At 29.3% G+C, this 1,355-nt stretch carries 1 protein-coding gene; it reads right to left on the reverse strand.

Going from position 1 to position 1,355, the window contains the following annotated elements; all coding sequences use genetic code 11:
• Nucleotides 1-176 precede the first annotated feature (176 nt).
• Nucleotides 177-1,271 (reverse strand): hypothetical protein, encoded by a 1,095-nt coding sequence (locus T473_RS0115580; protein WP_024622620.1) that lies wholly within the window; start codon nucleotides 1,269-1,271, stop codon nucleotides 177-179.
• Nucleotides 1,272-1,355 lie beyond the last annotated feature (84 nt).

The raw sequence follows: 1,355 nt of genomic DNA on the forward strand, positions 1-1,355 counted from the left end.
AAAAATAAAATATATAATTTTTTAAAACATGTATATATTTCAATACTTTGACCATAATATTAATGTATTCCTCATAATATTCCCCCAATATTATAGAAATAAAATTAAGAGTGACCAGCTGCAACTGGTCACTCTTAATTTTTTGAAAATATATCATTTAAAGATAAACATATTTTCTAGTTTAAAAAATCATTGAAGTCTTTAGATCCCGACTCTGCAAAATCGTAAAGCGCATTTTGTTCAAAATAGTAACTGTCTATTAATTCAACACTCTCACTGTGGTTAAATTCTATAGCTTCATTTATAAACTCGTTATCCTCTCTTGAATAAGTTCCGACAAATAGCTCTTCCTCAGAAAAGTAATAAATTGCTTTGATATCATTATTTATTACATATTCACTATCTTTTACATGATCATTATTAAAACTAAATCTAGTATACAGATTACCATTGTCCATAAAGCTCTTAAACAGAAATGGATTTTCCTCATGAAAGTCTTTTTCAAAGGCTTCAACATTTTTAATATTGTATATGGAGATGTACTCAGGCTTTGAGATTTCATCAAACACCTCGAAATCGTACACTTCCTCAACATCGGTAATCAGTAATGAATTTAGTTTAAAACCTCTTCTGTGATGTATATCTTTTTCTATACTAAAGGCTATCTTACACGAATAGTACCCATCTACATCTTCATATATAGCTGTACTTATGTATCTAGAGTTGCCCATTGATTTAACTATAGTTTTAAGTAATGTACCATTTATCTTTGTTACATGCATACTAGAAATCTCTTCACTTGCAGAGTAATACATCAAACCTTCTCTATCCCAAGCGATAAATCTCATGGTCATGTAATTAACAAATTCAATTTCATCTACAATCTCTTTGCAGATAGTTGGGTACATATCCTCAATCTTTAGATCTCCACTGTATTCTTCTATTATATCAATGTACTCCTCTGTATCTCCAGGAAGATCTTTATTAAAGTATTCATTTTTCTTTCCATAAAAACTCACTAAAAATTTAGCTTCATCTTCAGAAATTCTAATCTTGTCCGACCCTAAGCCTCCCATAAGTCTTTCTTCTTCTCTATACACTTCATGACCACTTGGATCATCAAGACTCACATAATCCGCTATTCCCAATCCTTCAGAATCTAATAAAAAGTATTGACAAAAAATTTTGTCATCCTCATTGCTCCAATTTATAATAAGACCCATGCTACCCATAAGCCTAGAATTCGTAACCTTTGCGAAGTTAAACTTCATAAAATCATTTCCTCTCATTTTAAATAAAAATTATTTATATTAGTTATTATACATATAAAATGGTAACATAGATATAATTTATAA

The organism is Clostridioides mangenotii TR (genome assembly GCF_000498755.1).
In the GTDB taxonomy this organism is placed as follows: Bacteria; Bacillota; Clostridia; order Peptostreptococcales; family Peptostreptococcaceae; genus Metaclostridioides; species Metaclostridioides mangenotii_A.